Source organism: Vibrio cidicii (assembly GCF_009665415.1).
Taxonomy (GTDB): Bacteria; Pseudomonadota; Gammaproteobacteria; order Enterobacterales; family Vibrionaceae; genus Vibrio; species Vibrio cidicii.
The window spans coordinates 2,237,497-2,259,870 of record NZ_CP035921.1; the positions used below are offsets into that span (position 1 = coordinate 2,237,497).

Sequence of the window (22,374 nt, forward strand, 5' to 3'; positions counted from 1 at the left end):
TATGCAACATGAGCGTTTTTTGTCTTTAATTATGCAGGTTTATTGATTTTTACCAGTGAATGGGGTGTTTGAATTCGCTAGCATGCTGTGTTTTTTCTTGCGAATGTGTAATTTAATTACACAGATCGAATTAAGATTGATTCCGCTTTAGATTGGGTGAGTTCAATGCAATTACATCAACTGGTGAACACCTTAGGTCAGGACTTGCAGCGTCGTTATGGGGAGAAAGTCCACAAGCTGACGTTGCACGGTGGCTTTAGTTGCCCGAACCGTGATGGGACGATTGGTCGCGGCGGCTGCACATTTTGTAATGTCGCCTCATTTGCCGATGAGCAGGCACAAATCAAGAGTATTCAGTTGCAACTTAGTGAGCGCGCTGGCGAAGTGCATCGCGCCAAACGCTATCTAGCGTATTTTCAAGCCTATACCAGCACTTATGCTGAGGTGCAGGTATTGAAGAACATGTATGAAGAAGCACTGAAAGCGGCGGATATTGTTGGGTTGTGTGTGGGAACTCGCCCGGATTGTGTGCCCGATGCGGTGTTGGATTTGCTTGCAGGCTATGTGCAGCAGGGGTTTGAAATTTGGCTCGAACTGGGTTTGCAGACGGCGAATGATCAGACACTCAAACGCATCAACCGCGGTCACGACTTTGCCTGTTATGCTGAGATCACCCGCCGTGCCCGTGCGCTGGGTATCAAAGTGTGTACGCATTTGATTGTTGGTTTGCCAAAAGAGAGCGGGCAAGAGAACCGCTTGACGCTCGACAAAGTGATCGCCACGGGAACAGATGGCATTAAACTGCATGGTTTACACATTGTTGAGGGAAGCACCATGGCAAAAGCGTGGCGCGCAGGCAAATTGGAGGCGCCGAGCTTAGAAGAGTATGTGGCGATTGCGTGCGATCTGATCCGTCACACCCCGCCAGAAATCGTTTATCACCGCGTTTCTTCTGCGGCGCGGCGTCCGACCTTGCTCTCTCCATTGTGGTGTGAAAATCGCTGGCTCGCGATGACAGAAATTGGCAAGGCATTAGCGCTGCAGGGCGCGCAAGGCAGCGCACTTGAGCGCCCTTTCCGGTTTACAAAACCCCAATTAAAAGCGGAATAACCGCTTATTTGCTGATATATTTGCAAACAGCGTTAAAAATCAGGTAGCAAAGATGGATCAGCTGTTCAGCGCGCTTCGGGACGAAGCACAACATTATGGCCTTATTCTCCTTGGCGCCGTCCTGTTATTGGTGCTGGTCAAGGCCCTGATGCTGCGTTTTCAAAAAGATCTCGATTCGCTGGTGCTGGACGCGCTTTCTCCAGTACTGCTGGTTGATCTTGCGCAAAACAAGATCCTTTTGGCCAATACGGCGGCGATGCAGCTTCTGGGCATTCGCCAGCTTAATCGTTGCTACTTTTTCCCCTCCGCTTCATCCACGTCAGACATAGCACAAACGCTCAACTCACTCTCTGGACGGCAGTTCTCGCATCTCACTTTTACTTGGCGTCTGTCTGACAATGAAAGTTTGCAGATAGCCTTGAGCGGTCGCAAAGTCCACTATCACCACCGTTTTTGTTGGTTATTGCACGTGGGTGCTGTGGCAACGGAGGATGACGGGCAGCAAAGCGAGTTGGAAGCGCTGCGAATGGCCAAATCCGCGTTAGACTCCTTGTCGGAACTGATTTGTCTGCGCGATCCTGATGGGCGGATTTTAGCCACAAACCGCGCTTTCGAACAATTTTGGCAGGGGCGGCGCGAAGAGTCGATCGAACCTGTTGCAGGGCAGATCAAAGGGCGGCGCAGTGAACGTCGTTGGACGACCGATCCGCAAGGGCGCAGTTGTTTGCTGGAAGTAAACCAGAGCCTTTTGATGAGTAAACAAGGGGAACCGCTAGGATCGCTGAGCATCAGCCACGATGTGACAGAGTGGCATAAAATGCAGCAGAATCTGCGTGATGAAATGGAGCGGCGCAAAGACACCGAAGTGGCGCTGGCTCAGCGCGATACCATTTTGCAAAACATCCTTGAAGCCAGCCCTGACTCGATTGGCATCTTTAATGAAAACATGGTCTATCAGGCGTGCAACAAGCCGTTTGTCAATGCACTGGGCATTGCTGAAGTCTCTGATCTCATAGGTAAAAGGCTGCAAGATGTCATTCCAGGCGAAATGTACCAGCGCTTGTCGGCGACCGACAGTCAAGTGTTGCATGAAGGCAAATCGCTGCGCTATCTGGACAAGATTCTCAACAGTAGTGGTGACTATTCTTGGTTTGATGTGGTGAAGTCACCCTTTCGCGATCCCGCTTCGGGCACCAACGGAGTGCTGATCATGGCAAGGGACATCTCAGAGCGCTATCTAGCGGAGCAAAAATTGGAAGCGGCCAATCAAGAGCTCGAAAAACTGAGCTTTATGGACAGCTTGACCAAAGTTGCCAACCGTCGCCGCTTCGACGAACAGTTAAACACGCTGTGGCATCACCATGCGCGCGAAAAACTGCCTTTGGCTATCATGTTGTGTGATATCGACTTCTTCAAAGAGTTTAATGATCGCTACGGCCATCAACTGGGCGATCACGCCTTGACCCAAGTTGCCGAGGTGTTCTCCAAAGTGATCAGCCGCTCATCGGATTGCGTGGCGCGTTATGGCGGTGAAGAGTTTGCGTTCATATTGCCCAATACCACCACCGAAGGAGCGCTAAAAGTCGCGGAAAAAATACATGTCTGCATTGCTCAACTGGCGATTGAGCACCTTGGCTCGAAAGTGGCGCAGCGGATCACCGTTAGCCTTGGTTTGGTCTCCTATATTCCTAAACCTGAAGATTTGCCCGAAATGGGCGTGACCTTGGCCGACAGCGCTTTGTACCAAGCCAAATCCGATGGTCGAAACCGTACTTGCGTCCATCCGGTTTCGCTCACTGCCGATGAAGTGCCCCAGCAGCAGAGTGCGAAAGGTTAACTTTCCCTAATAATGCCCGTTTTGTCACACGAGTTGTGAATTCAATGGCTTAACCGCTAGAGTCAAACACGCTACACTAACCTTCCACCGCTCAACACTTCACCCCGTCCCGTGGGCGTCAGTGTCGAGTCTGGCGGCTATCGCAATGGCCACTCACGCTTTGGAGCTTTAGATGAAACCCATGAAAAATCTTGCCCAGTACTACGTCGATTTGTTAGTCAAACTGGGCATCGTCCGTTTCTCCATTTTGCTCGCGCTGGCATTGGTGGCATTAGCCGTGGTGGTGCAAGTGGGAATTACGCTGGCGCTGAAAGGGAGCGTGGATGATATCGATATCGTCCGCTCGGTCTTTTTTGGCTTAGTGATTACCCCTTGGGCGGTCTATTTTCTTTCGGTGGTGGTCGATCAACTGGAAGAGTCTCGGCAACGATTATCCAAACTCGTCTCAAAGCTGAAAGACATGCGCTCGCGTGACCAAGAGCTGAATGTGCAGTTGCAGCAAAACATCGAGCAACTCAACCAAGAGATCGAAGAGCGGATCAAAGCGGAAGAAGCGCGTGAAGAGGCGATGAAAGATCTGGAGAACGAAGTCTTTCAGCGCGAGCGAACCCAATTAGAACTCGCCGAGCGAACGGCGTTACTGCGCTCGTTTATCGATGCCTCTCCGGATCTTATCTACTATCGCAACGCCGATGGGGTATTTTCGGGCTGTAACCGCGCAATGGAAGAGTTAACCGGGAAAAAAGAGCATCAACTGGTCGGCTTGAGCCCTTGGGATGTCTACAGCAAGGAAGTCGCGCAGCAAATTGTCGACACCGACCAAAAAGTGTTTGCTAATAATCGTGCGCTCACCTACGAGCAGTGGCTCGAATACCCAGACGGGCGCAAGCACTACTTTGAGCTGCGTAAAGTGCCTTTTTACAGCAAAGATGGCCGTCACCTAGGTTTGATGGGATTTGGCCGAGACATTACTGACCGTAAACGTCATGAAGAGTCGCTGGAAAAAGCCAGCCGCGACAAAACCACCTTTATTTCTACTGTCAGTCATGAACTGCGCACACCGCTTAACGGCATCGTCGGTTTAAGCCGTATGTTGCTCGATACGACCTTAACGGATGAGCAACGTAAGTACATGCAAACCATTAATGTCAGTGCTATCACTCTCGGTAATATTTTCAACGACATTATCGACATGGATAAGTTTGATCGGCGCAAATTAGAGCTGTTCCCTGAGCCGCTCGATTTTGAAGATTTTGTGGTCGAAATCGAGAACATCGCCGCGTTGATGGCAGAACAAAAGGGGCTGCGTTTTGACTTAGAACGTCTCAGTGAACTGCCTAAAATGGTTGAGGTTGATGCCACTCGCCTGCGCCAAGTGATTTGGAATCTGGTCAGCAATGCGATGAAATTCACCAAAGAGGGCGGAGTGGTGATGACGGTGAGCGCTGAGGTTGAAGAGGCGCACGCGTCGATTGTGATTGAAGTGGAAGACACCGGAATTGGCATTCCAGAAGCAGAGCTGGATAAGATTTTTGCCATGTATTATCAGGTCAAATCCGGCAAAGACAACCTGCATGCGGTCGGCACGGGCATTGGCTTGGCGGTTTCGCGTCAACTGATCAACATGATGGACGGCGATATCACGGTGACCAGTGAAGAGGGCTTTGGGAGTACCTTTACCCTGACCATCAAGGTGCCCGTGGTGGAAGGCAAAGCCGTTGAAGCGGAGGTTGAAGTGCAACTGAGTTTGAACATTTTTATGGTAGAAGACATCGCACTCAATGTGACGGTTGCGCGCTCGCTGTTGGAAAGTCTTGGTCATCAGGTCACGGTTGCGATGACTGGCGAAGAGGCGATTGAGCACTTCAAACCACAAGTATACGATTTAGTTCTGCTCGATATTCAGTTGCCTGACATGACAGGTTTTGACGTGGCTCACTACTACCGTACCCACTATCAGAATTTGCCGCCGTTGGTCGCACTGACGGCCAATCTGTTGAAAGATAAGCGCGAGTATTTAGATAAAGGCATGGACGACGCGATCAGCAAGCCTTTAGCGGTGAAAGCGATGCAGGAGGTAATTAGCAAATTGATCCTGACAGAGCCGGAGCTCATGCCGCGTGCTCCTGAAGCTCTTGAAGTCGACGCGCAAACGCATGGGCTAGAAACCCAAGTGCTGGACATTGATATGCTCGAATCGTATGTCGATATTGTTGGTCCCACCCCAGTGCTGGACAGTATTCAAATGTTTGCCGAGATGATGCCGGGTTACTTGGAGGTGCTGGATCTCAACATGATTGCTAAAGATCAGTCAGGAATTGTCTCAGAGGCACACAAAATTAAAGGTGCTGCGGGCTCGATTGGTTTGAAGCGGATTCAAAGCGTGGCGCAAAAAGCGCAATCTCCGGATATGCCAGCTTGGTGGGAGAATATCGGTGATTGGGTAGAAGAGATCAAAAATGAGTATCAGCATGATATTGTGATCTTGAAAAGCTGGTTAGAACAAAGGGGAATGAAATGAAACGATGGGCTCTAGCAACACTTTCTCTGGCTCTACTGGCCGGATGTTCTACGCCTCCTTCGATCAGTTGGCAGCAAGACAACCAAGTCACGGTAAACCAAAGTGTGATCGAACTGAAAAGCACACTGTGGGTTAATCAAATGCCGATGGTTGGTGAAGAAGAAACGCAAAGTTTGCACGGTTCTCTCTATCTCTCTTCCAATGGAGAGCTTCCTGCTAGTTTGACTGTGAATCATCTCACCATCAAACAAGGTGAGCAGCAGTGGAACCTAAGTGAAAGCGACCTTGAAGTGCGAACTCACAGCGAAAACCAGTGGGAAGTGGCCTTGAACTGGCAGGGTGAGTTCGATATGGAGAAACCCGTTGATATCGCTTTGCAGCTCGAGAATCAAGCGACGATCTTGTGGCTCGTTGAGCGTAAAGTGGCTATTGATAAGGTCTACTAAACTGACGCAAACAAAAAAGGTTGGCATCACGCCAACCTTTTTTGTTTTATATCGTATTGATATTTAAGCGTCTAAATCACCACAAAAGCGGTAGCCTTCACCGTGAATGGTGGCGATGATCTCTGGCGTACCAGATACGGACTCAAAATGCTTACGGATACGGCGAATAGTTACATCAACCGTTCTATCATGCGGCTTGAGCTCACGTCCGGTCATCTTCTTAAGCAGATCGGCACGGGTTTGGATCTTGCCCGGGTTCTCACAGAAGTGCAGCAACGCACGGAATTCAGAGCGTGGCAGCTTGTAGCCATCACCCAGTGGGCTGATCAGTGAGCGGCTGTTGATGTCTAATACCCAACCGTTAAACTCGTATTTTTCCACTGAACGCTTCTCTTCGTGCACTATGCTATTGGTCATTGAGCGACCAAGTAAATTGCGCGCACGAATCGTCAGTTCACGCGGGTTGAATGGTTTGGTGATGTAGTCGTCTGCACCGATTTCTAAGCCAAGAATTTTGTCGACTTCGTTGTCACGACCAGTCAAAAACATCAGTGCTACATCTGCTTGCTCACGCAATTCGCGAGCCAGAAGAAGGCCGTTTTTACCTGGTAAGTTGATGTCCATTATCACTAGATTAACGTTATTTTCTGACAGCATTTGGTGCATTTCATCACCATTGCTGGCTTCAAATACAGCATATCCCTCTGCTTCAAAAATACTCTTAAGAGTGTTACGAGTTACTTGCTCATCTTCAACGATAAGAATCTGCGGGGTTTGCATTGGCGGTACCTAAATTTGTGACAAAATTGTACTAATAGAATAAATTCTAGGCAAAAACATAACATACAGGTAATGTGATTTTGATAATAAAGCAAAGTGATCAAAAAAACACTTCTTTCGGTTACGTGCCTTCCTTGAGTTCTCGCCAAAAGTAAACAGCATCCGACTGCTACTGGATTATTCTATAGGGTTTGTTTACCTTTCAAGACCCACCGCGACAAGGCAAAGCAGATATGGAAAGGTAAACAACCCTGTTCTTTTGAGCGGATTCTATAATGTTAACAGCATGCTAACAATGCTCAAATGTTAATTCCATTCACTTTGTTGATTTATATCAATTGGCTAAATGTAACAATTATTAATCGTCCGAGACTTATGATAAAAAATGTCCAAATAGGTGTAGATGCTCAATTATGGCATGCATATTCAGACTCATTCTTCGCTTTTGCCCAAAGTTGGACAGAGGACAACTACGCGATTATTACCGCATGGAACCCGGGGAGTGTACTATTGTCAAATGAGCTAAATCGCATAAATAGTCAGCGTCTGAAAGAGAGATTAATGGGCATGGACTATTGCCCGGTGTTGGTCGGCAACCAAGATTTTACCTGGAGCGAAGCAAGCTTTGCGGTAAAAGTGGATATGCGTCTGGCCTTGGACATAGCGAAAGAGTTTCAACAAAACGCCATTTATTACATCGAGAATAAAGAGTTATTTTTAGTTTCTTGTTTTGCCGATGAGACAAAACAGTCGCTAGGCAGCATGGCTTCTCGCCTACGATAAACGTTCTGTCTCTGTCATAAAATTATCAAGGAGGATTTATGAACGACATTACTCCGGACATCTGCGATAAGTTTGAAGATAAAGTGAGGCTACTCAATCTTCCTTTGCAGAATTACGGTCAAAAAACCGCATTTTTTGGAGAGATCGTGACAGTGCGCTGCTACCACGATAACTCGAAGGTGCGCGAAATGCTTAGTCAAGATGGTAAAGGCAAAGTGCTGGTCGTTGACGGACATGGTTCCTGTCAGAAAGCGTTGCTCGGCGATCAACTTGCTATTTTGGCGATTGAAAATAACTGGGAAGGGGTCATCATCTTTGGCGCAGTCAGAGACGTGGCGCAGATGGCACAGATGTCGCTTGGCGTTAAAGCGCTAGGAACCTCTCCTTTTAAAACGGAGAAACGCGGTGCTGGAGAGGTGAATGTGACCCTGATGATGCTCAATCAAATTGTGCAGCCCAAAGAGTACATTTACGCAGACTGGAATGGGATTTTAATTTCTAAACAAGCGCTTGAAATTTAAAAGCGAAAGCCGATACCCACTTCAATGCCTTGCTGCCACTCTTGATAGTCAAGAGTGGCATGCAAATCCAACGACTCGGTAATTTTGACGCGGCTTGATACTTCGGCCGCGAAACCTGTGCTATCTGGTTGGCCATCTTCAGGGCTGACTTTGAACGAACGTAGGGTGCTTTTGAGGGTAAAATGTTCGTTAATCTTATAACTCACGCCGCTTAGAAAACCGCTTTGGTTGTTGAGTTGGGAGTTGTTAACGCGGGCACCGACGTAAAGATCGACCGAATCAAAGACTTGATAGGCGTAACCACCATCTATGTTCCACACATCAAAATTTTCTTCTGGCTGAGTTTCACTGGAGAAAAACAATTTATGTGGTGAGAGCTTGGCGGGCGCGAGAGAAGGAAGCGGGTTGGCCGTCACTTGGCCACACAGAAGCAACAGCAGCAAAACCAGCATGTTTTTCATACCACTACTCCTTGTGTTTTTTTCTCTTATTTTGGCGTACCTTTGATTAAAGCACACATCCTGACATTGGACCTATTTTTTGTCGCATCACGCTTTTCGATTATAGCCTGTCCAAAAGTCATTTTTGTAGCCAGCTTCAAACTATCAGGATATGCATGTGATTTACACAAATGGCTTTATGCCTTTTTCTCACAGCAAGGAGAGTGAGATTAAAAAAAATTGAACTTTTTATTGACGGCAGTACAGAAACTACGGTAAACGTAGAGCTAAGCAAACACACAATCACAATGAATAGTTATCTATGACCTTTAACAGCCAATCAGTAATGACCACCACCATTATTATTACCGACATCACACATGTTGGGGCAGGCTGCTGAACGAAAGAAATTCCAAAAAAAGGCCTGTATCCAACAAGATACAGGCCTTTTTTTATACAGTTTAAAAATGATCCGGGAGGAAGGGATGCGAGTATTGAAGTTTGGCGGCTCATCGTTAGCCGATGCTGAGCGCTTCTTAAGGGCGGCAGATATCATTGCCAATAATGCAAAACAGGAAGAGGTTTCCGTTGTTTTATCAGCACCGGGAAAAACAACCAACAAATTGGTCGCTATCATAGAGTCGGCGTTAAAACATGGTGAAGCGGAACGGCAAATCGCAGAGTTAGAAGCATCATTCCACCAACTGTTTGATGACATTAAACAACAAGTCCCTGACATCAATGGTGCAGACTACCTCGGCCAAGTGGCCAGTTCGCTTTCTCAGCTACGTCAGTTTGTGCATGGCATCGGCCTGTTGGGGATGTGTCCTGATAACGTGAACGCCCGCATTATTAGTAAAGGTGAGCGCGTATCTATTCAATTGATGAAGGCGGTTCTTGCTGCTAAAGGTCATGCGGTTAACTTGATTGACCCGGTCGAATATCTATTGGCGAAAGGCGACCATCTCGAAGGAATGGTCGATGTTGACATCTCCACGCAAAATTTCCGCAGCAAGCCGCTACCTGCAGGCCACGTGCACATCATGCCGGGCTTTACCGCGGGCAACAAACAAGGTGAGTTGGTTACGCTTGGCCGTAACGGTTCTGACTACTCGGCGGCGGTGCTCGCGGCTTGTTTGCGTGCGGATTGCTGTGAAATCTGGACGGATGTTGATGGCGTTTACAACTGCGATCCACGATTGGTTGAAGATGCTCGGCTACTCAAATCGCTCAGCTATCAAGAAGCGATGGAGCTCTCTTACTTTGGCGCTTCTGTGTTGCATCCGAAGACCATTGCGCCTATCGCGCAGTTCCATATTCCTTGCTTGATCAAAAATAGCTTCAACCCTCAAGGGGCAGGCACGCTTATCGGTCAAGACACGGGCGAAGATAAACTGGCGATTAAAGGCATTACCACGCTCAACAATTTGACCATGGTTAACGTTTCCGGTCCTGGCATGAAAGGCATGGTCGGCATGGCCAGTCGGGTGTTTGGTGCGATGTCTACTTCCGGTGTGTCGATTGTCCTGATTACCCAATCTTCTTCTGAATACAGCATCAGTTTTTGTATCGAAGCTGTAGATAAAGCCACTGCTGCTCAAGCCCTCGCCGATGAATTTGAACTCGAGTTAAAAGATGGCTTGCTCGAGCCTGTCGAGTTTCTCAGTGACGTCGCCATTATTACCTTGGTGGGAGATGGCATGCGCACTTCCAAAGGCGTAGCATCGCAATTTTTTGCCTCGTTGGCGGAAGTCAATGTGAACATCATCGCGATTGCGCAAGGTTCCTCTGAACGCGCGATTTCTGCGGTGATTCCGGAAGATAAAATTGCCGAGGCAATAAAAGCGTGCCACGAGAATCTGTTTAATTCCAAACACTTCTTAGATGTGTTCGTGGTTGGTGTCGGCGGTGTCGGTGGTGAACTGGTCGATCAGATCCATCGCCAGCAAGCAAAACTCGCTGATAAAGGGATCGTAATTCGTGTCTGTGGTCTCGCCAACAGCAAAGGCCTGCTGTTAGACAGTAATGGTTTGCCATTGGATCATTGGCGTGATCGCATCAAAAATGCCACCGAAGAGTTTAGTCTGCCGCGTTTGATCGCTACCGTGCAGCGCAACCATATTATCAACCCTGTACTGGTGGACTGTACGTCCAGTGAGGCCATCGCAAATCAGTATACCGAGTTTCTTGCAGCGGGCTTCCACGTGATTACGCCGAATAAAAAGGCCAACACAGCCAGCATGGCGTATTACCACCAATTGCGTGATGTCGCGCGTAGCTCACGCCGCAAACTGATGTATGAGACAACCGTTGGCGCAGGTCTTCCTGTGATTGAAAACTTGCAAAATCTGATTGCGGCAGGGGATGAACTGGAGCGTTTTACCGGAATCCTGTCAGGCTCACTCTCATTTATCTTCGGCAAATTGGATGAAGGGATGAGCTTAAGTGAAGCGACCAACATTGCGAAACAAAACGGCTTCACTGAACCCGATCCGCGTGATGATCTATCGGGAATGGATGTCGCGCGCAAGCTATTGATCCTCGCACGCGAAGCGGGTATGTCACTAGAGCTGGAAGATGTAGAAGTGGATCAAGCATTGCCACCTGGCTTCGATGATTCAGGCAGTGTGGAAGAGTTTATGGCTCGCTTACCTGAAGCGGACGCCTACTTTAAGCAGCAACTTGCGCAAGCTGCGCATGAAGGGAAGGTGTTGCGTTACGTTGGCGAGATCATCGATGGCAAATGCAAAGTGTCTATCGCGGCGGTGGACGAAAACGATCCTATGTTCAAGATCAAAGATGGCGAGAACGCACTGGCTTTCTACAGCCGCTACTATCAACCAATTCCACTAGTCTTACGTGGTTACGGCGCGGGTACTCAGGTGACTGCAGCGGGCGTGTTCTCGGACGTAATGCGTACACTCGGCTGGAAATTAGGGGTTTAATCAATGAGTTCAAGTGATATGGGGGTGGTTGTTTACGCTCCTGCTTCTATCGGTAATGTCAGCGTTGGTTTTGACGTGTTGGGGGCGGCGGTGTCCCCTATTGATGGCACTCTGTTAGGTGATCGAGTGATGGTGAAGCAAGGCAGCGAGCCATTTGCACTTAAAACGGCAGGTCGCTTTGTCGCTAAGTTGCCTGCCGATGCCAAAGAAAATATTGTTTACCACTGTTGGCGCGTGTTCGCTCGTGAGTTAGACAAAAAAGGGGTGACTTTAAAGCCGGTTGAAATGACCTTAGAAAAGAACATGCCAATCGGTTCTGGGCTTGGCTCCAGTGCCTGTTCGATTGTTGCGGCGTTAGATGCGCTCAACCAATTCCATGCAAAACCGCTCGATGAAACAGAGTTGCTGGCTCTGATGGGCGAAATGGAAGGGGAAATCTCTGGTGGCGTGCACTACGATAACGTTGCGCCTTGCTACTTGGGCGGATTGCAATTGATGCTTGAAGAGCTCGGTATCATCAGTCAAGAAGTCCCCTGTTTTGACGATTGGTATTGGGTGATGGCTTATCCCGGGATCAAAGTTTCGACTGCTGAAGCGCGCGCCATTTTGCCATCACAATATCGCCGACAAGACATTATTGCACACGGCCGTCATCTCGCTGGTTTCATCCACGCCTGCCACTCTAACCAGCCAGAGTTAGCGGCGAAGCTAATCAAAGACGTGATCGCAGAACCGTATCGTGAGAGACTGCTGCCAGGGTTTGCTGATGCGCGCAAATACGCCGCATCTGCTGGTGCATTGACGACAGGCATCTCGGGCAGTGGCCCAACCCTATTTAGCATTTGCAAAGAGAGAGAAGTCGCGGAGCGCGTCGCTCGCTGGCTTGAACAAAATTACGTACAAAATGAAGAAGGATTCGTCCATGTTTGCCGTTTGAACAAACAAGGTTCGGTCGTGACAGGAAGTGAGCTATGAAGCTGTACAACATCAAAGAAAATCAACAACAAGTCTCCTTTGGCCAAGCCGTTCGCCAAGGTTTAGGCCGCAATCAAGGTCTATTTTTTCCCGCTGAATTACCTCAGTTTGCCGATATTGACGCACTGCTTGAGGAAGGATTCGTTGCTCGTAGCAGCAAAATTCTTTCGGCGTTGATTGGTGATGAGCTTTCTGAGCAGCAAGTGAGCGCGATGGTGGATGCGGCGTTCCAATTTCCTGCGCCGATTGCGCAAGTTAAGCCGGGTGTCTATGCCCTAGAACTTTTCCACGGCCCGACATTGGCGTTCAAAGATTTCGGTGGCCGCTTTATGGCGCAGTCACTTGCTGCCGTTTCCAATGGCGGGAAAATTACTATTTTGACCGCGACGTCCGGTGATACAGGAGCGGCGGTTGCCCATGCTTTCTATGGCATGGAAGATATCAACGTAGTGATCCTCTATCCAAAGGGCAAAATCAGCCCGCTGCAAGAAAAGCTGTTCTGTACTCTAGGTAAAAATATCCATACGGTTGCGGTTCATGGTGATTTTGATGCGTGTCAGGCTCTGGTCAAACAGGCATTCGATGATGCTGCGCTACGCGAAGAAATTGGTTTGAACTCTGCTAACTCAATCAACATCAGCCGTTTGATGGCGCAAATTTGCTACTATTTTGAAGCGGCGGCGCAAATGAGCAAATCAGAGCGTGAGAACCTGGTGATTTCAGTCCCGAGCGGTAACTTTGGTAATTTGACCGCAGGCCTGTTGGCGAAAGCACTCGGCTTGCCGGTTAAACGCTTTATCGCTGCGACCAATGCCAATGATACTGTGCCGCGTTATCTCGAGACAGGTCAGTGGGATCCTAAGCCGACCATTGCGACGACCTCAAACGCCATGGACGTGAGCCAACCGAACAACTGGCCACGCATTGAAGAGCTTTGCCGCGTGAAAGAGTGGGGACTCGAAACGCTGGGGAAAGGAGCGGTCAGTGATGTGCAAAGCGCGCAATCTGTACGCGAACTTTATGAATTAGGCTATCTGTGTGAACCACATGGTGCAATTGCTTACCGTGTGCTTGAAGAGCAACTTCAAGCGGGTGAAACTGGCTTGTTTTTGTGTACAGCGCATCCTGCCAAGTTTAAAGAAGTGGTTGATGACATTTTGGGCACTGATATTGAGTTGCCAGCGCCATTGGCTAAACATGCGCAGATGACGTTACTGTCTCAGGAGTTGGAAGCCGACTTTGATGCGTTGAAAGTGGTACTGCGTCAAGTTCAGTAGGTGAGCCAAAAATGAAATAGCAAAGGCGGAGTTGACTCCGCCTTTTTTATTGCCAGCTAAAAACAAACGGCGCTCAGAGAGCGCCGTTAAAGTGAGTGGCAATGTTGTGATTAGAGCGACTCAGTAAAAGTACGAGCGATCACGTCGCGTTGCTGCTCTTGAGTCAAAGAGTTAAAACGCACGGCGTAGCCAGATACGCGAATAGTCAACTGTGGGTATTTTTCTGGGTGAGCGACTGCATCTTCCAGCGTTTCACGTTTTAGTACGTTGACGTTGAGGTGTTGACCACCTTCGATGCGAGGTGCTGCTTCAATAGCCACTTCACGGCTTTCGAATTCACCCAGTTCGTTGATCGCCACAACTTGATCGGCTTCATAGCCAGATAGCGCAGCCACGCAACGCGCTTCGTTCTTTTCACTGTCCAAAAGCCAGATAGAGTTCAGTAGGCTGTCGTTTGCCGCTTTTGTAATTTGGATACCTTGGATCATCACTATCTCCTAGTCCACGCAGGTGGTGTTATGGTGTTTATTTTCAAATTTTGTCGAGCTGCTAATTATATAGCCAATAACCATTATTCTAGTATTGATTTAAGTCAAAAAACAACTAAAAACATTAAATTTACAAAGGTTAATTTATTGCTCTAGATCAATAAACTCTTTAAAAACAATATCAATTAAATATAGTTGATTGATTAAAAATTATTTTAACGATCATTTGTTGTAAATTTACTACAAATCACAAGTCAAATTTGACGAATGAAGGCTAAATCGTTGTAATTGCCCACCAGAGATGAAAGTGAAAAGTGATTAAATGACAAACAGTAAAAATCGACATGGTAACAAATTTATTGGTGCCCACGTTTCTGCAGCGGGTGGTGTGGAGAATGCGCCGTTGCGAGCAAGGGAAATTGGTGCGAACGCCTTCGCTTTATTTACCAAAAATCAGCGTCAGTGGGTCGCTAAACCGTTGGAGGCCAAATCCATCAGTGCCTTTAAAGCCAACTGCCAGATGCTTGGGTTTGCGCCTGAGCAGATCCTGCCACATGACTCTTATCTGATTAACTTAGGGGCGCCTGAAGAGGAAAAGCGAGAGAAATCACGCTTGGCTTTTATCGATGAAATGGAACGTTGTCGACAGCTGGGCTTAACCCTGCTGAATTTTCATCCCGGTAGTCACCTTAATCAAATTTCAGAACAAGAGTGTTTGGCGCTGATTGCGCAGTCGATCAATGTGGCGCATAAAGCCGTGCCTGATGTGGTGGCAGTGATTGAAAATACCGCTGGTCAAGGAACAAACTTGGGGTGGAAATTCGAACATCTAGCGGAAATCATCGACCAAGTGGAAGACAAAGAGCGGGTGGGTGTTTGCCTCGATACTTGCCACACCTTTGCCGCTGGCTACGATCTCAGTTCTATCGAGGCATGTGAGCACACTTTTGCTGAGTTTGAACGCGTGGTCGGCATGCACTATTTAAGGGCAATGCATCTCAATGATTCAAAAGTGGATCTCGGTAGTAAGGTTGACAGGCATCAGGCGTTGGGCAAAGGGGCGATTGGCTGGAGCTGTTTTGAATACATAGCTAAAGATAGGCGATTTGATTCTATCCCTTTGATTTTAGAAACAATTGAGCCGGACTTGTGGGCGGATGAAATTCGGGCGTTAAGAGAATTCCACCTACAATCAATCGATTAAATGAAGGTTTAACCATATTGGCATCTTTTTTTCATATCTCACCATGACGATAGTCGCACAGAAGATTTCGCAATGGAGGATGCCACTATGTTACCGACAATCACTGCTACCCCAACGTCCTTTGGCCGCCGCGCTGCGCGGCTGCCCGCTCCCAATCGCCATGTCACAGGGCAGGGACACTATCGAACTCCACAAAAGGCGACGCATCCGCATGAGAAAAGCGAATAGCGTTTACTCTGAGCTGGTGAGGCAATTAAATAAAAATTGCCCGGTTTATCATGCGCATTTGGGTGTAAAATAGCGCCTTTGATAGTAACAGCAGGATTTCCCAATGACGCAGGAACTGACCTGGCACGATGTAATTGGTGCTGAAAAGCAACAGGCGTATTTTCAACAAACACTCAGTTTTGTGGACGCAGAGCGTCAGGCCGGAAAAGTCATTTACCCTCCGGCCAAAGACGTGTTCAACGCCTTCCGTTTTACGGAATTTAATCAAGTCAAAGTGGTCATTCTCGGCCAAGACCCGTACCACGGGCCTAATCAGGCGCATGGCCTGTGCTTTTCTGTTCTCCCCGGAATCAAGCCGCCGCCATCTTTGGTTAATATGTACAAAGAGTTGGCACAAGATATCGAAGGTTTTCAGATACCAGCACACGGTTTTTTACAGAGTTGGGCAGAGCAAGGTGTCCTGCTGTTGAATACGGTTTTGACCGTGGAGCAGGGGAAGGCGCACTCGCACGCAACCAGTGGGTGGGAAGTGTTTACCGACCGGGTCATCGAGGCGATCAACCAGCATCAGCAAGGCGTGGTTTTCTTACTTTGGGGTTCGCATGCGCAAAAAAAGGGCCGCTTCATTGATAGAAACAAGCACTATGTGCTCTCGGCCCCGCATCCCTCTCCGCTTTCTGCGCACCGGGGATTTTTAGGTTGCTGCCATTTTTCTCAAACGAATCAGTTGCTTTCTCAACAAGGAAAAACGCCAATCCACTGGCATTTACCGATGATGGTTTAAATGGTGCTTTTTTGAGCAAGGTCTAAACCGAAACCATTTATCTCTTATACACTTAGTAGCAGCAATGAAGTGTTAAGGAGAAGCACTATGATGATCGAACGGATAAGGCGTGAGCATAGCTACATTGTGCGTTTGTTGGCTATCTTACGTCAGAAAGTGGAACAACTGAAAAACGAGCAACCGATCAACTACAGTTTGGTGGCAGAAATTGTTGACTATCTCTCTGCTCATGCGGAAAAAGTGCACCACCCCAAAGAGGACATTCTTTATCGACACTATTTGCAGCATTATGGGGCGCAGCGGACGATAGAAAATCTAGAGCAAGAGCATATCTCGCTGGCAAAAGAGACGGCAAAGTTTGCTGAGATAGTGCAGATGATCCTCAGCGATGCCGTCGTGCCACATGATGTTTTCCTCGAGCATCTTGAAGCGTTTATCACTTCTCAGCGTCGCCACTTAGATATTGAAGAGCGTTTAGTGTTGCCGTTAATTGCAGAGTCTTTCACCACTCAGGATTGGCAAATGGTCGAATCACAATGGCTGGTGAATGAAGATGACCCAGTGTTTGGCAAAACCATTGCGGACCACTACCAGCAGTTGGCTGAGCGGGTCAAACAGAGTGACAGGGAATGGGCTTAGCGGAGATGAGTCGTCTTCGGACAGCGTAATAAAAAGAGAAATGGCACCTTATGGTGCCATTTCAGTATTCGTTAGAGTTTAATGTCTTCCAGTGAATAATCGTGACAAAGGTCCATGTCTCGAAGCTCTTTCAGAAGATTGCGGCGATCCATCATCGCCTCAATTTCACGCCATTTTCTTTTTACTGGTTTTGACCGGGTTTTGGTGGTACCAGTCGTTTCAAAATCCAGTAAGTCATCTAGTTCAAAGCCGTCCATAAGCTACCTCACGTAAATAACCAGCGCTTGTGCAGTCACTAAGTACCACAGTTTCTCCGAGATTAGCCACGATATATTTCGCATTTGTGTCGGGAACATGAAATTTTCGCTTGGAACTGAATACAACATCACATTTCGCTAAGTTCAATATGGTTGAAAAGTGAGCATTCGCATCAACGAAAACGTTTAAATGAAAAAAAATTGAATGTTAAAGGGGTGTGTATTTAAACCGTATGCCGATACAGATAGACGTTTAAAAGATGAGCTGTTTCCAAATGTAACAAGTATCAGGTTCTGCCCGTAACTGAAAAAGCATTCGATGGCTTCGGATCATAGATAGGGTAAGGACTGCTGAGTAAATTGAAGTGAAAAAGAATGATTATAATTTGATGTAAATACATTGTGCAGTAAATGTAACCACTTTTTATTGCTTGCGCTGTTTTTTATGTTAACAAAAAGTGTATTTACAGTGAAAAATACAACAATAATGCATCGTGGTGCATATTGATTTTTGTTTTTCCAAGCTGCATTATCCGCTGCGTCAAAAAACGTTGGTACGTAAAAAGGATGCATGAAGCGACATTTACGATTCTGGATTGCCAATCTAAAACGAATAAGACCAAGCTAATTTGACACTTGGTATCGCAATCTGGTGGATGGCTGGGACGCACGGACCGACGCAACTCAATTTGAGGTATGTATGACAGACTTGATTAATTTGATGAATGACCTGCTATGGGGGTCTATTCTGGTTTACCTGCTCGTCGGGGTGGGGATCTACTTCACTATCCGTCTTGGGTTTATCCAATTTCGCCATTTTGGCCACATGTTTTCCGTATTGAAGAACAGCCGCAAAGCTGACCAAGCTGGTATCTCTTCTTTTCAGGCACTTTGTACTAGCTTAGCTGCGCGCGTTGGTACTGGAAACATGGCAGGGGTTGCCGTTGCCCTTACTGCGGGTGGTCCGGGTGCGATTTTCTGGATGTGGTTGATCGCCATGTTAGGTATGGCAACCTCGTTTGCTGAAAGTACGCTGGCGCAGCTTTACAAAACCAAAGATGACGACGGCAACTACCGCGGCGGCCCTGCTTACTACATGGAAAAAGGCCTTGGCATGCGCTGGATGGGCGTATTGTTCTCGGTCTTTTTGATCATCGCTTTTGGTCTGGTGTTCAACGCAGTGCAAGCCAACTCAATTGCCGGTGCGATGCAAAACGCCTTCGGTTGGGAAGATAAGTACGTTGGCGGCGCGATCATGGTGCTGGCGGGCGTAATTATCTTCGGTGGTATCAAGCGTATCGCGCGCACCGCAGAGCTGATTGTGCCTGTGATGGCGCTGGCTTACTTGGCATTGGCGCTGTTTGTGATGTTTAGCAACCTCGACAAACTGCCAGCGGTGTTGGCATTGATCTTCAAGAGCGCGTTCGGCTTACAAGAAGCGGCGGCTGGTGGCCTTGGCTATGCCATCGCCCAAGCGATGATCAACGGGATTAAACGTGGCCTGTTCTCCAACGAAGCGGGTATGGGTTCGGCACCGAATGCGGCAGCCTCTGCAACGCCGTATCCACCACATCCCGCTTCGCAAGGTTATGTGCAGATGCTGGGTGTGTTTATGGACACTATCGTGATCTGTTCTGCCACGGTTTCCATCATTTTGATGTCTGGTGAATACGTGCCTCACGGAGAAGTTACTGGTATTGAACTGACTCAGGTAGCCCTTAGTTCACAAGTGGGGGATTGGGGCGGCATCTTTGTCGCGGTGGCGATTTTCTTCTTCGCCTTCACCTCGATCATTGCCAACTACTCGTACGCGGAAACCAACTTAGTCTTCCTTGAGCACAACCACAAAGCGGGTTTGAACCTGTTCCGTATCGTGGTGCTGGGCTTGGTCGGTTACGGCGCGGTGGCACCACTGCCATTCGTGTGGGCGCTGGCAGATGTATCGATGGGTTTGATGGCGATTGTCAACTTGGTCGCGATTTTGCTGCTCTCTGGCATCGTGATCAAACTGGCGAAAGACTACAACCGTCAGTTAAAAGAGGGCAAATTGCCCACCTTTAATGCCGACGATTTCCCAGAGCTCAAATCTCAGCTTGAAGAAGGTATTTGGGATAACAAAAACAAGTAATCGCTCTTTGCTATTAGTGTGATTGTAAAAGCCATGCAGACATTGCATGGCTTTTTTTGTACCCTAGTGAAAAACAAAATTAGGAAGTCATCGTCATGCTTATTGTTGTTTCTCCAGCCAAAACTCTGGATTACGAATCGCCACTCGCGACTCAAAAGTTTACCCAACCGGAATTGGTCGATTATTCCAAACAGTTGATTGAAGTTTGCCGCCGATTGACGCCGGCCGATGTCGCTTCACTGATGAAAGTGAGCGATAAAATCGCCGATCTCAACGTCGGTCGTTTCCAAGATTGGAGCGAAACCTTCACCCCTGAAAATGCGCGCCAAGCGATTCTGGCTTTCAAAGGCGATGTTTATACTGGGCTGGAAGCCGAAACGTTTACTGAGGCCGATTTTGACTACGCACAGCAGCATTTGCGCATGCTTTCCGGTTTGTATGGTCTGCTGAAGCCGCTCGATTTGATGCAGCCGTATCGTCTGGAAATGGGCACTAAGCTGGCCAATCCGCAAGGCAGCAATCTTTACCAGTTTTGGGGCAATGTGATCACCGACAAACTCAATGAGGCGATTGCCGAGCAAGGCGACAATGTGCTGATTAATCTGGCCTCGAACGAATACTTTAAAGCGGTGAAGCCGAAGAATCTGCAAGCTCAGGTGGTGACGCCGATTTTCAAAGATGGCAAAAATGGCCAGTACAAAGTCATCAGCTTCTTTGCCAAAAAAGCGCGTGGCATGATGGCGCGTTACATCATTGAAAATCGAATCCGCAGTGTGGCCGATCTTACCCAGTTTGACACCGCGGGTTACTACTTTGTGGAAGAAGAGTCCACGCCAACGGAATTGGTGTTTAAGCGCGAAGAGCAGCATTAACGCTGTTGTTAGAAAAAAGAAGGGTTGGCACTTGGCCAACCCTTCTGTTTTATCGCTTGGTTACTTTTTCTTTTTCACACTTTTCTTTTTGCTGACGGCTTTTTTATCGTCTTTTTTCTTTTTCTTCTTAAACACCGGTTTTTTGTGTTGTGGACGCAGCTCTTTGACAAAGCGCTCTTTGATCTCTTCTTTGACGTAGCGAGCGACGCGGTCAAGCATCGGCTGGTCATGCGCTTCAACGATGGAGATAGCGTTGCCTTTTTTACCTGCACGCGCAGTACGACCAATTCGGTGCAGATACACATCGGCGCTGCGGGGCATGTCAAAGTTCACCACGTGAGAAACGTCAGGTAAATCGATTCCGCGTGCCGCTACATCGGTTGCAAGTAGCACGTTAACACTGCCATCGCGAAAACGCGCAATCGCATTGTTGCGGCGATCTTGTGGCATTTCCCCTTGGATCCAAGAACACGGGATCTGAGCGCTTTCCAGCTGTGCTCGCAGGTCGGCCAAACGCTCGCGTGTTTTCAAGAAGACAATAGTACGCTCAGCTTGCTCGGTAAGAATGTTTTTCAGCAGCGCCAGTTTGTGGTCCATGCTGTCAGCGCGGTAATACCACTGGGTAATTTTCTTGCGCTCGCGACGAGAAGGCTCGGCATCAATGTCGGCGGGATCTTTGAGTAGATCTGCGGTGAAGCCTTCCACGCCCTTACCTTCCAAAGTGGCAGAAAAGAGCATACTCTGTTTACGCCAGCGACATTCGTTCGATAGGCGGTCCACGGTCGGGGCAAAGCCCATATCCAGCATGCGATCCGCTTCATCAAGGATCAGCCACTCAATGGCTCGGCAGTCGAAACGCTCGGCTTGAATGTACTCCATCAAGCGGCCAGGCGTGGCGACGACGATATCCTGCGTTGTGGAGAGGATATCGGCATGCTCTTGATACTGCACGCCACCTGTGATGGTAAAGATATTGAGTTTGGTGTACTTCGCCAGTGCGCGCGCTTGGTCAGCGACCTGCATCGCCAGTTCGCGTGTTGGCGTTAAAATCAAAATACGGGCAGGCCCCGGTTTGCGACGCGGGAAGTCAATCAGATATTGCAGCGCTGGCAGTACGAAGGCCGCCGTTTTTCCGGTGCCGGTGGGCGCGCAGGCCAGAATGTCTCGGCCGTCCAGAGCTTGTGGGATCGCTTCGGCCTGAATTTGCGTTGGACGCTCAAAGCCAAGTTCATCAATGGCAGCCAACAGGTTGGGGTCAAGATCCAGTTCAGCAAAAGTTCTGATCACAGTAGGGTCTCCACAAGCTCGGTTAACTCACAGGTTAACAGAGCAGCAACAATTAAAAGGGGACATATTATAGAGTGATCGGTGATTAGGATCACATGTTATTTCTACATCTTGAGATAAAAGTCTTGCGTTAGGGCGACAAACTCGGCGCTGTAGCCGTTTACCTCTCGAATGGTCAAGCTTTGCTCTTGTACCGCTGTCGCTTGCAATCTCAGCTCAAAAAGTAGCCGTGAGGCGGGTTTTTGCTCACTAGGGCGCACCCGGCAAAGACGGCTAAGGTGCCAGCCTTGCGTTTGTGCCAGTTGAATGAAGGCAGCTCCTTCGACATCGGGTAACACAAAGCTAGCTCGCCCATCTTGGTTGAGCAGCGCTTTGGTGCGCGCAAGCAGATCCCTGTGACTTAAGCTGTCTGTGTGCCTCGCCGTAGCACGTTGCTGCATTTTGGCCTGCTCTCCGCTGTTGAAATAGGGCGGGTTGCAGATGATGGCGTCAAAACGCGTCCCCAGATTGAGGGTCAGCACATCGCCTTGCTGCACCTCCAGTCGATCTCGCCATGGGCTTTGTGCAAAGTTATCTCTGGCCGCTTCAATAGCATGCGCATCGATATCGACCGCCGTGATGCGCAGCGTTGGAAAACGCTGTGCAGACATCAGGCTTAAAAGCCCAGTGCCTGTGCCAATGTCGAGTAAGTTGTTTGCGCAGGAAAAATCGCTCCACGCACCGAGTAACACACCGTCGGTGCTGACAGGCATCCCCGAGTGGCTGTCTGCGATCGAAAACTGTTTAAAATTGAAGCCTTTAGTTTTTAATGTGCCACTCTTCATGTTTATGTTTTTATCTCGCTACTTTTTA

21 protein-coding genes and 1 other annotated feature are annotated in these 22,374 nt (G+C 48.3%); of the genes, 15 read left to right on the forward strand and 6 right to left on the reverse strand.

Features of this window, described 5'->3' with window-relative positions:
- The first annotated feature begins 165 nt into the window (after positions 1 to 165).
- The 4 genes from mnmL to EWA64_RS11330 all read left to right on the forward strand — a co-directional run bounded on the left by mnmL (position 166) and on the right by EWA64_RS11330 (position 5,914).
- Positions 166 to 1,110 (forward strand): tRNA modification radical SAM protein MnmL/YtqA, encoded by a 945-nt coding sequence (gene mnmL, locus EWA64_RS11315; RefSeq protein ID WP_061894156.1) that lies wholly within the window; start codon positions 166 to 168, stop codon positions 1,108 to 1,110.
- 52 nt (positions 1,111 to 1,162) lie between these two features.
- Positions 1,163 to 2,947, forward strand: a complete 1,785-nt coding sequence (locus EWA64_RS11320; RefSeq protein WP_061894157.1) for a diguanylate cyclase domain-containing protein — start codon at positions 1,163 to 1,165, stop codon at positions 2,945 to 2,947.
- A gap of 172 nt (positions 2,948 to 3,119) precedes the next feature.
- Complete coding sequence (gene arcB / locus EWA64_RS11325) at positions 3,120 to 5,468, forward strand: aerobic respiration two-component sensor histidine kinase ArcB (RefSeq protein WP_061894158.1); 2,349 nt, start codon at positions 3,120 to 3,122, stop codon at positions 5,466 to 5,468.
- Positions 5,465 to 5,914, forward strand: a complete 450-nt coding sequence (locus EWA64_RS11330; RefSeq protein WP_061894159.1) for a hypothetical protein — start codon at positions 5,465 to 5,467, stop codon at positions 5,912 to 5,914. Before arcB ends, EWA64_RS11330 begins: the two co-directional genes overlap by 4 nt.
- A gap of 63 nt (positions 5,915 to 5,977) precedes the next feature.
- Here EWA64_RS11330 and arcA read toward each other — a convergent pair whose 3' ends face one another.
- Positions 5,978 to 6,694 carry a two-component system response regulator ArcA gene (arcA, locus tag EWA64_RS11335; RefSeq protein ID WP_039424057.1) on the reverse strand — a complete coding sequence of 239 codons (717 nt, stop codon included), beginning with the start codon at positions 6,692 to 6,694 and terminating at the stop codon, positions 5,978 to 5,980.
- Positions 6,695 to 6,997: 303 nt separating this feature from the next.
- Here arcA and EWA64_RS11340 point away from each other — a divergent pair, with 303 nt between their 5' ends.
- Together EWA64_RS11340 and EWA64_RS11345 are read left to right on the forward strand one after the other, a co-directional pair.
- Positions 6,998 to 7,477, forward strand: coding sequence for a DUF3293 domain-containing protein (locus tag EWA64_RS11340; protein WP_244881443.1), 480 nt, complete (start codon positions 6,998 to 7,000; stop codon positions 7,475 to 7,477).
- 38 nt (positions 7,478 to 7,515) lie between these two features.
- Entirely contained in the window at positions 7,516 to 7,998 is a 483-nt protein-coding gene (locus EWA64_RS11345) for a putative 4-hydroxy-4-methyl-2-oxoglutarate aldolase (protein ID WP_061894160.1), read from the forward strand.
- Here EWA64_RS11345 and EWA64_RS11350 read toward each other — a convergent pair.
- A complete protein-coding gene (locus EWA64_RS11350) occupies positions 7,995 to 8,459 on the reverse strand; it encodes a hypothetical protein (protein ID WP_061894161.1) in 465 nt (154 codons plus the stop codon). The two genes, EWA64_RS11345 and EWA64_RS11350, sit on opposite strands and share 4 nt — an antisense overlap.
- A gap of 313 nt (positions 8,460 to 8,772) precedes the next feature.
- Positions 8,773 to 8,893 (forward strand) — a sequence feature (Thr leader region).
- A gap of 30 nt (positions 8,894 to 8,923) precedes the next feature.
- On the opposite strand from EWA64_RS11350, the gene thrA reads away from it, so the two are divergent.
- Genes thrA through thrC form a run of 3 tightly spaced genes read left to right on the forward strand, consistent with a single transcriptional unit; the run spans position 8,924 to position 13,635 of the window.
- A complete protein-coding gene (gene thrA, locus EWA64_RS11355) occupies positions 8,924 to 11,383 on the forward strand; it encodes a bifunctional aspartate kinase/homoserine dehydrogenase I (RefSeq protein WP_061894162.1) in 2,460 nt (819 codons plus the stop codon).
- A gap of 18 nt (positions 11,384 to 11,401) precedes the next feature.
- On the forward strand, positions 11,402 to 12,358 hold the full coding sequence (gene thrB / locus EWA64_RS11360; RefSeq protein ID WP_061894163.1) for a homoserine kinase: 957 nt from the start codon (positions 11,402 to 11,404) through the stop codon (positions 12,356 to 12,358).
- Positions 12,355 to 13,635, forward strand: coding sequence for a threonine synthase (thrC, locus tag EWA64_RS11365; RefSeq protein ID WP_061894164.1), 1,281 nt, complete (start codon positions 12,355 to 12,357; stop codon positions 13,633 to 13,635). Before thrB ends, thrC begins: the two co-directional genes overlap by 4 nt.
- A gap of 110 nt (positions 13,636 to 13,745) precedes the next feature.
- Here thrC and grcA read toward each other — a convergent pair whose 3' ends face one another.
- Entirely contained in the window at positions 13,746 to 14,123 is a 378-nt protein-coding gene (gene grcA, locus EWA64_RS11370; protein ID WP_039424074.1) for an autonomous glycyl radical cofactor GrcA, read from the reverse strand.
- A 322-nt stretch (positions 14,124 to 14,445) separates the two neighbouring features.
- On the opposite strand from grcA, the gene nfo reads away from it, so the two are divergent.
- The 4 genes from nfo (at position 14,446) to EWA64_RS11390 (ending at position 16,978) form a co-directional block, all read left to right on the forward strand.
- Positions 14,446 to 15,327, forward strand: coding sequence for a deoxyribonuclease IV (gene nfo / locus EWA64_RS11375; RefSeq protein WP_061894165.1), 882 nt, complete (start codon positions 14,446 to 14,448; stop codon positions 15,325 to 15,327).
- An 87-nt stretch (positions 15,328 to 15,414) separates the two neighbouring features.
- Positions 15,415 to 15,555, forward strand: coding sequence for a hypothetical protein (locus EWA64_RS11380; protein ID WP_167772723.1), 141 nt, complete (start codon positions 15,415 to 15,417; stop codon positions 15,553 to 15,555).
- 103 nt (positions 15,556 to 15,658) lie between these two features.
- Positions 15,659 to 16,339, forward strand: coding sequence for a uracil-DNA glycosylase (ung, locus tag EWA64_RS11385; RefSeq protein ID WP_061894166.1), 681 nt, complete (start codon positions 15,659 to 15,661; stop codon positions 16,337 to 16,339).
- An 87-nt stretch (positions 16,340 to 16,426) separates the two neighbouring features.
- Positions 16,427 to 16,978 carry a hemerythrin domain-containing protein gene (locus tag EWA64_RS11390; RefSeq protein ID WP_170320329.1) on the forward strand — a complete coding sequence of 184 codons (552 nt, stop codon included), beginning with the start codon at positions 16,427 to 16,429 and terminating at the stop codon, positions 16,976 to 16,978.
- A gap of 71 nt (positions 16,979 to 17,049) precedes the next feature.
- Here the strand turns inward: EWA64_RS11390 and EWA64_RS11395 are convergent, their stop codons facing one another.
- Positions 17,050 to 17,235 (reverse strand): DUF3545 family protein, encoded by a 186-nt coding sequence (locus EWA64_RS11395; RefSeq protein WP_039424087.1) that lies wholly within the window; start codon positions 17,233 to 17,235, stop codon positions 17,050 to 17,052.
- Between the two features lie 700 nt (positions 17,236 to 17,935).
- Between EWA64_RS11395 and EWA64_RS11400 the strand changes: the two genes are divergently transcribed.
- Both EWA64_RS11400 and yaaA read left to right on the forward strand, forming a co-directional pair.
- The gene (locus tag EWA64_RS11400) at positions 17,936 to 19,363 is read left to right on the forward strand and encodes an alanine/glycine:cation symporter family protein (RefSeq protein ID WP_061894168.1); all 1,428 of its coding nucleotides are present in this window, start codon (positions 17,936 to 17,938) and stop codon (positions 19,361 to 19,363) included.
- A 95-nt stretch (positions 19,364 to 19,458) separates the two neighbouring features.
- Positions 19,459 to 20,235 (forward strand): peroxide stress protein YaaA, encoded by a 777-nt coding sequence (yaaA, locus tag EWA64_RS11405; RefSeq protein WP_061894169.1) that lies wholly within the window; start codon positions 19,459 to 19,461, stop codon positions 20,233 to 20,235.
- Positions 20,236 to 20,295: 60 nt separating this feature from the next.
- On the opposite strand, the gene srmB is transcribed toward yaaA, so the two are convergent.
- A complete protein-coding gene (gene srmB, locus EWA64_RS11410) occupies positions 20,296 to 21,522 on the reverse strand; it encodes an ATP-dependent RNA helicase SrmB (RefSeq protein ID WP_039424096.1) in 1,227 nt (408 codons plus the stop codon).
- A 104-nt stretch (positions 21,523 to 21,626) separates the two neighbouring features.
- Complete coding sequence (locus EWA64_RS11415; protein WP_061894170.1) at positions 21,627 to 22,346, reverse strand: tRNA1(Val) (adenine(37)-N6)-methyltransferase; 720 nt, start codon at positions 22,344 to 22,346, stop codon at positions 21,627 to 21,629.
- Between the last annotated feature and the right edge of the window lie 28 nt (positions 22,347 to 22,374).

What these genes read in the sequence shown, in the direction of transcription:
- yaaA (WP_061894169.1), top strand. Translation starts at nt 19,459, where the DNA reads ATGCTTATTGTTGTTTCTCCAGCCAAAACTCTGGATTACGAATCGCCA.
- nfo (WP_061894165.1), top strand. Translation starts at nt 14,446, where the DNA reads ATGACAAACAGTAAAAATCGACATGGTAACAAATTTATTGGTGCCCAC.
- EWA64_RS11350 (WP_061894161.1), bottom strand. Translation starts at nt 8,459, where the DNA reads ATGAAAAACATGCTGGTTTTGCTGCTGTTGCTTCTGTGTGGCCAAGTG.
- thrC (WP_061894164.1), top strand. Translation starts at nt 12,355, where the DNA reads ATGAAGCTGTACAACATCAAAGAAAATCAACAACAAGTCTCCTTTGGC.
- EWA64_RS11340 (WP_244881443.1), top strand. Translation starts at nt 6,998, where the DNA reads ATGTTAATTCCATTCACTTTGTTGATTTATATCAATTGGCTAAATGTA.
- EWA64_RS11390 (WP_170320329.1), top strand. Translation starts at nt 16,427, where the DNA reads ATGATGATCGAACGGATAAGGCGTGAGCATAGCTACATTGTGCGTTTG.
- grcA (WP_039424074.1), bottom strand. Translation starts at nt 14,123, where the DNA reads ATGATCCAAGGTATCCAAATTACAAAAGCGGCAAACGACAGCCTACTG.
- thrB (WP_061894163.1), top strand. Translation starts at nt 11,402, where the DNA reads ATGGGGGTGGTTGTTTACGCTCCTGCTTCTATCGGTAATGTCAGCGTT.
- EWA64_RS11330 (WP_061894159.1), top strand. Translation starts at nt 5,465, where the DNA reads ATGAAACGATGGGCTCTAGCAACACTTTCTCTGGCTCTACTGGCCGGA.
- ung (WP_061894166.1), top strand. Translation starts at nt 15,659, where the DNA reads ATGACGCAGGAACTGACCTGGCACGATGTAATTGGTGCTGAAAAGCAA.
- EWA64_RS11320 (WP_061894157.1), top strand. Translation starts at nt 1,163, where the DNA reads ATGGATCAGCTGTTCAGCGCGCTTCGGGACGAAGCACAACATTATGGC.
- arcB (WP_061894158.1), top strand. Translation starts at nt 3,120, where the DNA reads ATGAAACCCATGAAAAATCTTGCCCAGTACTACGTCGATTTGTTAGTC.
- EWA64_RS11400 (WP_061894168.1), top strand. Translation starts at nt 17,936, where the DNA reads ATGACAGACTTGATTAATTTGATGAATGACCTGCTATGGGGGTCTATT.
- mnmL (WP_061894156.1), top strand. Translation starts at nt 166, where the DNA reads ATGCAATTACATCAACTGGTGAACACCTTAGGTCAGGACTTGCAGCGT.
- thrA (WP_061894162.1), top strand. Translation starts at nt 8,924, where the DNA reads ATGCGAGTATTGAAGTTTGGCGGCTCATCGTTAGCCGATGCTGAGCGC.
- arcA (WP_039424057.1), bottom strand. Translation starts at nt 6,694, where the DNA reads ATGCAAACCCCGCAGATTCTTATCGTTGAAGATGAGCAAGTAACTCGT.
- EWA64_RS11345 (WP_061894160.1), top strand. Translation starts at nt 7,516, where the DNA reads ATGAACGACATTACTCCGGACATCTGCGATAAGTTTGAAGATAAAGTG.
- EWA64_RS11415 (WP_061894170.1), bottom strand. Translation starts at nt 22,346, where the DNA reads ATGAAGAGTGGCACATTAAAAACTAAAGGCTTCAATTTTAAACAGTTT.
- EWA64_RS11380 (WP_167772723.1), top strand. Translation starts at nt 15,415, where the DNA reads ATGTTACCGACAATCACTGCTACCCCAACGTCCTTTGGCCGCCGCGCT.
- EWA64_RS11395 (WP_039424087.1), bottom strand. Translation starts at nt 17,235, where the DNA reads ATGGACGGCTTTGAACTAGATGACTTACTGGATTTTGAAACGACTGGT.